Source organism: Faecalibacterium sp. OF04-11AC, assembly GCF_003460645.1.
In the GTDB taxonomy this organism is placed as follows: domain Bacteria; phylum Bacillota; class Clostridia; order Oscillospirales; family Ruminococcaceae; genus Faecalibacterium; species Faecalibacterium prausnitzii_I.
This window is the reverse complement of the sequence record NZ_QTVP01000006.1, coordinates 124,137-131,797: the sequence shown is the minus strand read 5'-3', so window position 1 is coordinate 131,797 and position 7,661 is coordinate 124,137. Positions and strand designations below refer to the sequence as shown.

Annotated in this window: 3 protein-coding genes, 1 rRNA gene and 1 pseudogene; 1 reads left to right on the top strand and 4 read right to left on the bottom strand. The window is 56.6% G+C overall.

What is annotated here, in order from left to right; genetic code table 11:
* The 3 genes from DXA70_RS04945 to pheS form a co-directional block, all read right to left on the bottom strand.
* A 16S ribosomal RNA gene (locus DXA70_RS04945) occupies positions 1 to 100 on the bottom strand; the annotation flags it as partial.
* A gap of 595 nt (positions 101 to 695) precedes the next feature.
* The gene (pheT, locus tag DXA70_RS04940) at positions 696 to 3,107 is read right to left on the bottom strand and encodes a phenylalanine--tRNA ligase subunit beta (protein ID WP_128117775.1); all 2,412 of its coding nucleotides are present in this window, start codon (positions 3,105 to 3,107) and stop codon (positions 696 to 698) included.
* Positions 3,108 to 3,125: 18 nt separating this feature from the next.
* On the bottom strand, positions 3,126 to 3,980 hold the full coding sequence (gene pheS / locus DXA70_RS04935; RefSeq protein ID WP_347553489.1) for a phenylalanine--tRNA ligase subunit alpha: 855 nt from the start codon (positions 3,978 to 3,980) through the stop codon (positions 3,126 to 3,128).
* 1,047 nt (positions 3,981 to 5,027) lie between these two features.
* Between pheS and DXA70_RS04930 the strand changes: the two genes are divergently transcribed.
* Positions 5,028 to 6,038 carry an MFS transporter gene (locus DXA70_RS04930; protein ID WP_243001103.1) on the top strand — a complete coding sequence of 337 codons (1,011 nt, stop codon included), beginning with the start codon at positions 5,028 to 5,030 and terminating at the stop codon, positions 6,036 to 6,038.
* 370 nt (positions 6,039 to 6,408) lie between these two features.
* Here the strand turns inward: DXA70_RS04930 and DXA70_RS04925 are convergent.
* Positions 6,409 to 7,589: pseudogene (locus tag DXA70_RS04925) on the bottom strand (MBL fold metallo-hydrolase).
* Between the last annotated feature and the right edge of the window lie 72 nt (positions 7,590 to 7,661).

Sequence of the window (7,661 nt, the reverse complement as noted above, 5' to 3'; positions counted from 1 at the left end):
CACTCGATCAAGGAAGCAAGCTCCCTCTCTCTCGTTCGACTTGCATGTGTTAGGCGCGCCGCCAGCGTTCGTCCTGAGCCAGGATCAAACTCTTTATAAATGATATTTATCACTTAAAAGTGTTAAATCTCTCTTCGCTCAGCACGCAATCGCTTGCATCCTGTGTGAATTACTTTGTTTGGAATTGTTTAAAGTGTTTTTCCAACACTCAATAGGTTCCGTTACAAGTTTTTCGATATTGTTCAATTTTCAAGGTCCTGTGCGCCTCAGCCGACCGGCTGACGACTTGATTATTTTACCACAGAAGTGATTTTTTGTCAAGCTCTTTTTTTCAGAAGCTTTTGAACGTTCTGAACTTAGATGTTTCAAAATCTCTCAAATCTCTTTGGGATTTCTTAACGTCTATTGGTTCTTTTCAAGGGCTTCCTGCTGAGGCTTTGGAAGTCATTCTTTTGCCTCAGCGCTTGGCGCTCAAGTATAATACCACACACCGGGCCTCTTGTCAACACTTTTCTGCTGCTTTTTTCAAGTTTTTTTGCATTCATCTGAAATGTACTCACCTAAATGTCTCCAAGAGCGTTTTCCCAATGGAATGCCCTCCGCCGTGGTTCCATCTTTTAACGCAAAAAGACCGCCCATGCAATGCACAGACGGTCTTTTGCTTATATTACTTTATAGGATAAGACAGTTTATCCTTAACGGATCTCAATGCCCAGCTTGAATTTCAGGTTGCCCAGCACTTTCTTGACGGTGCGCTCCACCTGCTCCGCAGAAACTTCCGCAGCAGGGTCAGACAAGGTCAGAGAGAATGCCATGCTCTTCTTGCCCTCGCCGAGGTTTGCACCGCGGTAAATATCGAACAGCTTGACTTCCGTGATGAGCGGGCTGGCCTTCTTGATGGTCTCCTCGATCTCGCCACAGGTAACAGCCTCATCGCAGACCAGTGCCAGATCGCGCTTGACCGATGCATAGGGGCTGAGGGGCTGATAACGCAGCTCTCCATCCACGCAGGACATCAGGGCTTCATAGTCCAGTTCACCCAGATAGATGTTCTGGCTGTCTTTCTGCTCCTTTGCGATCTCCAGCTCACCATTGATCTCATTGGAGAGCTTACCGAACACGCCCAGACGCTTGCCGTTGCAGTACACAGCGGCGCTGATGCCGGGGTGCAGCCACGGAGTGCTCTCGCGCTTATACTCAAAGCTCAGACCAAAGCCTGCTGCCAGTGCCTCCATGGCACCCTTGACCGTGAAGAAATCCTCCTCCGGGCCGAATGCGCCGATGCAGAGAGTCTGGCGCTCGTGGGGATGCTCGTTGATGGGCAGTTCTTTGGCCAGATAGACCGGTGCCATCTCAAACAGGCGGCCCTCATTGTTGCCTTTTTTCAGGTTGTCCACGATGACATTCAGCATGGACGGCGTGAGCAGGGTGCGCATGATGGAGAGGTTCTCGCTGATGGGGTTGAGGATGCGGATAGCCTTACGGGCAGCATCATCCTCCGGAATGTGGAGCATATCCAGCTCCGCGTTGGAGTAGAATGCCAGGGTGGACGCCTCATAGAAGCCCTGGGCAGCCAGCAGGCGCTTGGTCTTGAGCTGCTGCTTCTGCTCGTAGTTCAGACCGCCGTTGGTAACAGCAGCGGTGTTCAGGAATGTGGGCACAATGTGGTCGTAGCCATACTCACGGATGACCTCTTCCGCCAGATCGGGGAAGCCGTCCACGTCCTCACGGTACAGAGGTGCAGAGACGTCCCAGCTGCCATCCGCCTGCACGTCCACCGTGAACTCCAGACGCCGGAGAATATCGATCATGGTCTGGTCCGGGACGGTGATGCCCAGCACGCCGCAGATCTTGGCCGGAGTGGTGACGATGTGCTTCCGCTCAATGGGACGGCCATCGGTCAGGTCAAATTCCAGCGTGGTGATATCGCCGCAGTCCAGCTCCTGGATCAGGTGCAGAGCACGGGCAAGGCCCAGCTCCGGAGAGTGGCGGTCCACGCCCTTTTCGTAGCGGGCGGAAGAATCGCTGTTCTGGCCCAGAGCGCGGCTGGTCTTACGGACAGAATCGCGCGCAAAGGTAGCGCACTCGAACAGCAGGCTGGTGGTATTCTCATCCATCCCGGAGTTTGCACCGCCCATGATGCCAGCCAGGCAGACGGGCTTCTCCGCATCGCAGATGACCAGATTGTTGGGATTGAGGGTGAACTCTTTCTCATCCAGGGTGACGATCTTCTCGCCCTCGTGAGCGCGGCGGACATCAATCGTACGGCTGCCGACCTTGTTCAGGTCAAAGGCGTGCATGGGCTGACCCATTTCCAGCAGGGTGTGGTTGGTGATATCGACCACGTTGCTGATGGAGCGCAGACCACACAGAGCCAGGTGACGTTTCATCCAGCGGGGAGACTCACCCATTCGGATGTTGCGGACATAGTGTGCCATGTAGCGGGGGCACAGGTCCGGAGCTTCCACCTTGACGGTGATGGGTGCGTCCGGCTCGCAGACAGCCTTGTAATCCATGGCAGGCATGTGGAGGGGCTTGCCGAGGATGGCCGCTACTTCGCGGGCAATGCCCAGCACGGACTGGCAATCCGGGCGGTTTGCGGTAATGGAGATATCAAAGATATAGTCATCCAGGCCGACGACCGGAGCAATGTCCGTGCCGGGAACGGAATCCTCCGGCAGGATGAGCAGGCCGTAGACCTCAGCGCCCGGGAACAGATCATCGTTCAGGCCCAGCTCCTCGCCGGAGCAGAGCATGCCGTTGGACTCCACGCCCTGCATCTTGCGGGCCTTGATCTTGATGCCGCCGGGCAGGGTGGAACCATCCAGGGCGGCGGGGACGCAGTCGCCCACTTTCATGTTTGCGGCGCCGGTGCTGATGTGGATCTCGTGGCCATACTCGCCGCAGTCCACCACGCACTTGGTCAGGTGAGTGCCCTCCTGCTTTTCCATGGAGGTGATCTTACCGACCACGACCTTGCTGATGCCTGCATCCAGCGGGATCAGCTCCTCGACCTCAAAGCCGCAGGAGAAGAGGCGTTCTTCCAATTCCTGGGCGGTGACGTCGATATCGACAAGTTCTTTTAACCAACTGAAAGGTACTTTCATTGTTTGCTCTCTCCCCTCTTATTCGTGGAACTGCTTGAGGAACTGCAGGTTATTCTCAAACATCAAGCCGATGTTGTTGATGCCGTACTTCAGCATGGCGATACGCTCGATGCCGATGCCAAATGCAAAGCCGGAGTACTCGTCCGGGTCAATGTTGCAGTTCTCCAGCACCTTGCGGTTGACAACACCGCCGCCCAGGACTTCGATCCAGCCGGTGTGCTTGCACAGGGGGCAGCCCTTGCCGCCACACTCAAAGCAGCTGACATCGACCTCAACGCTGGGCTCGGTGAACGGGAAGTAAGAGGGGCGCAGACGGGTGCGGGTATCCTTGCCGAACAGCTTCTGCACAAAGGTGTTCAGCGCGCCCTGCAGGTCGCCCAGAGTGATGCCCTTGTCCACGACCAGACCTTCCATCTGATGGAACATGGGGCTGTGGGTGGCGTCGGAGTCGGAACGGAAGACGCGGCCCGGGATGAGGACCTTGATGGGAGGTTTCTGGCTGTCCATGGTGCGGATCTGGCCGCCGGAAGTCTGGGTGCGGAGCAGGAACTCATCGGACAGATAGAACGTATCCTGCATATCGCGGGCGGGGTGATCCTTGGGGACATTCAGGCGAGTGAAGTTGTGGTCATCATCCTCGATCTCCGGGGCATCGGCCACGGCAAAGCCCATGCCGGAGAAGACATCAATGATTTGGTTGGTGACCAGCGTCAGGGGGTGCAGGCCGCCCACGGTGCGGGTCTTGGCGGGCAGGGTGATGTCCACCGTCTCGGCCGCGTTGCGGGCAGCCAGCTCTGCCTGCTTGACTTTCTCGGCAGCGGCGTCATAGTCCGCCTGCACTTTCTGCTTGAGCTCGTTGATGATCTTGCCCATGGCAGGACGCTCTTCGGGCGCGACAGAGCGCAGATTTTCATCAGGGCAGGGATCTTACCGTTTTTGCTGAGGTACTCCTGCCAGAAAGTTGCCAGCGTTTCCTTGGAAGAGACCTGGCTCAAGGCAGCTTCGGCCTGTTTTGCCAGCTCGTCGATCATTGCTTGCATGGATGTTCTCTCCTTCTCGTGTTCGTGTTGTCAAAGCGGGGCAAAACAAAAGCGCCCCGTCCCCTGCTCAAAGCCAAGCTCCAAGCAAAAGGGACGAAGCGCTGTAATTTCACTCCGCGGTACCACCCGGTTTCCGCCCGAAAGCGCAAATAGCTCTCAGCGGCTCTCAAACGCCGTAACGGGGCGTGCCGTCCTGTGCTAGTAAGCTTTCCAGCCGTTCACGCAGGCCGCTCAGGAGCGAACTTCAGCACACACCCACGCGGAAGCCCTTTCAGCCGGTGAAGCTTCTCTCTTTGCTGTGGAACTGCGTGCGTACTTTCTCCGTCGCTGCGTTTCGAGGTATTCAGGTTTGTTGGTGTTGATAACCATGAGTTATCTTAGCACACTTTTGCCCCATTTGCAAGTGCGGGCGGCTATTTTCCGGGAAATTGGCGTTTTTGCTTGCCTTTTGGCTCCGTCTATGGTAGTCTTAACATACAGTTTGCAGAAAGAGAGGTACACGGTATGGCCCGGAATGCGTTTGCTTTTTAATTTTTAAGCAAATTTTATGCAGTTCTGGCTCGAAGTGTACCCTTTTCTCTCTTTCAGCAAAGCGTGGAGCATGATTTTCAGCGCCGCGTAGCTTTGCTATGGGGCGTTTTTGTTTTGCCGAAAATCGGAAAAAGGGCGCACATTTCTTTGTTATGATAGGAAAGGTGTTCCCCATGAATTTAAAAAAGCAGCTTGCCTGTTTATATACCAATTATTTCTTTACCGGCCTGCGCATCACCGATGCCGTGTGGGTGGCGCTGCTGGCGGCCCGGGGCTTTTCCCTCTGGGAGATCGGCTTTGCGAGAGTGTGTTCCACATCATCAGCCTCCTGTGCGAGGTACCCAGCGGCATGGCGGCCGATCTGCTTGGCCGCAAAAAGACGCTTGTGGTCGGTGGCGTGTGCGTCGTGCTCTATAACCTGCTGATGGCCTTTGCGCCGGACCTGTTCTCTATCTGCGTGGCCATGGGCCTGTATGCACTGGCCAACGCCATGTTTACCGGCACTTTTTCAGCCCTGACCTACGACAGCCTCAAGCAGTGCGGCAAAACCGACGACTACCTCAAAGTATCCGCCAACTGTTCCCAGATCACTCTGCTGGCCACGGCCATCGGCTCCCTCGCCAGCACACTGGAGCGTTTTCTGCGCTTTTCCGGCTTCTACCTGCTGAGCGCCGCCTTTGAGTGTACCGGAACCCTCGCCACTGCCCTGATGGAAGAGCCCATCGTCACCGAAGCACAGGCCAGCCGGGAAAAGCAGGCGCTCCGCGATTTACCCGGGCAGCTCGTCCAGCTGGTAAAGGACAGCATCAAAGTCCTGCGCTCCTGCCCGCTGGCGGCAAAGCTCATCGTCTCCGCTGCCGTTATCTGCGTGCCCAGCTACCTGACCAAGATGTTCGTCCAGCAGCGCCTTGTGGAGCTGGGCTGGCCCACTGCTCTGCTCTTTTTACCTCTACTGCTCAGCGGACTTGCCGCCATGCTGGGCACGGAGGTTGGCAGGCGGCTGCACCCTCGCCGTCTGCGGCGGTTCTACACCATCTGCGCTCTCCTCTGCGGAGTCGGGTGTGTACTGGTCGGCACGGCCCCTGCGCTGGGCAGCATCTTTGGCTGTATGCTGGTGCAGGGTTCTCTGGAAGCCTGGAGCCTCCATGAGGACCGGATGCTGAACGACAACATCCCCAGTGACCAGCGCGCCACCCTCATCAGTGTGGACGGCATGGCCTACAGCCTGCTCATGATCCCTGCCAGCCCTCTCGTGGGCGCCGTGGGCGATGCCTTTGGGCAGGCCGGTGCCGGGCTCGTGGTGCTGGGGCTGCTGGTGGCTGCAAGTGGACTTCCACTTTTGAAAAAAGCACGTTCCTGATACAAAAAGCGCACCCTCCTCTGCTTGACAGAAATGGGAGGGTGCGCTATAATAAACTCAGAGATGGACACTGCGACAAGCGGTTGTCCCTCAAAGGTTTAGAGTTTTATTTTGAAAACCGTCACCTTGGCCGAGGTGGCGGTTTTACTTTTTGATCCGCAGTGTGAACGTGAGTCCAAACAGATGGAACGTCAAAGTGATCGGCATTCTCTCACCCCCTTTCGGGGTCGAGGGCCAAACCGCCTGCCTCATGTGCAGTGTCCAGCCGCCTTTCAGCGGCAGCTTCAGTGTAACATAGCCAGCGACAAAAAACAAGGAGATTCCCCGTAAGCTGTTGGAAATCTCCTTGTTTTTTGTTATTCTTTGATTTTTACTTGTTCACCAGTTCTTCTGCCAGAGCGTCCATCTGCGCCTCCGCAGCGGCATTGACAGCAGAGCGGATGGTAACGACAGCATCACAGACGGTCATGTTTTTCATGCCGTCCAGCTCGGCCCGCATGAGTTTGGCCGCCATGGGAGCCAGGTGCCGTTCTCCATCAGGCCGACGGTGCGGTTCTGGAAGTTCTTGGTCTTGAGGTGGGTCAGCAGAGCCTCCATCGGCGGGAAGAGGAAGCCGTCATAGGTGGCGCAGGCCAGAACGGTCTTGCCGCAGCGGAAGGCTTCGGTGACGGCGTAGGAGACATCGGTGCGGGTCAAATCCATCTCCACCACCTTGGCACCCTTGGCGCGGAGCTTCTCGGCCAGGATGTGGGCAGCGGAGCGGGTGTGGCCGTGGATGGAGGCACTGGCGACCAGAATCTTCTCCGGCTCCTCCGGCTTGTAGCTGGACCACATATCGTAGTAGTTCAGGTACTTGCCAAGGTCGCCGGTGAGGACGGGGCCGTGGAGCGGGCAGATGGTCTTGATGTCCAGCGCGGCAGCCTTTTTCAGCAGAGCCTGCACCTGCGGGCCGTACTTGCCCACGATGTTCAGGTAGTAGCGGCGGGCCTCGCTGGCCCAGTCGGCCTTCTCGTCGAACTTCGCCACAGCGCCGAAGCGGCCAAAGCCATCGGCGGAGAAGAGGACTTTCTCGCTGGACTCATAGCTCACCATGACCTCCGGCCAGTGGACCATGGGTGCGAACACGAAAGTCAGGGTGTGGCTGCCCAGATTCAGGCTTTCGCCGTCCTTTACGGTCACACGGCGGTCTTTGGCAACCGCCTCCGGGCCGAAGAACTGATCCATATACAGGAAGGTCTTGGCGTTGCCCACCACTTTCATCTCCGGGTAAAGGGCCGCCAGCTTTGCAATGTTGGCACCGTGGTCCGGCTCCATGTGGGAGACAATAAGATACTCCGGCTTGCGGCCGTCCAGTGCCTCGGTGACGTTCGCCAGCCACTCCTCCGTGGCACGGTGATCCACGGTATCCAAGATCGTGGTCTTCTCATCCAGAATGACATAAGAGTTATAGCTGACGCCGGTGGGGACCGGGTACTGGCTCTCGAACAGATCAATGGTGGTATCATCCACACCCACACCGAGAATCGCACTGCTGATATGTTTCACGCTCATGGCAAGTTTCTCCTTTGATTTTGTTTTATTCAGGGGCCGTTTGGCCATTGTTTTTTTAGGAACTGTTCTCAG

Coding starts and splice junctions, on each gene's coding strand:
- pheT (WP_128117775.1), bottom strand. CDS start 3,107: ATGAAAGTACCTTTCAGTTGGTTAAAAGAACTTGTCGATATCGACGTC.
- pheS (WP_347553489.1), bottom strand. CDS start 3,980: ATGGGCAAGATCATCAACGAGCTCAAGCAGAAAGTGCAGGCGGACTAT.
- DXA70_RS04930 (WP_243001103.1), top strand. CDS start 5,028: ATGGCGGCCGATCTGCTTGGCCGCAAAAAGACGCTTGTGGTCGGTGGC.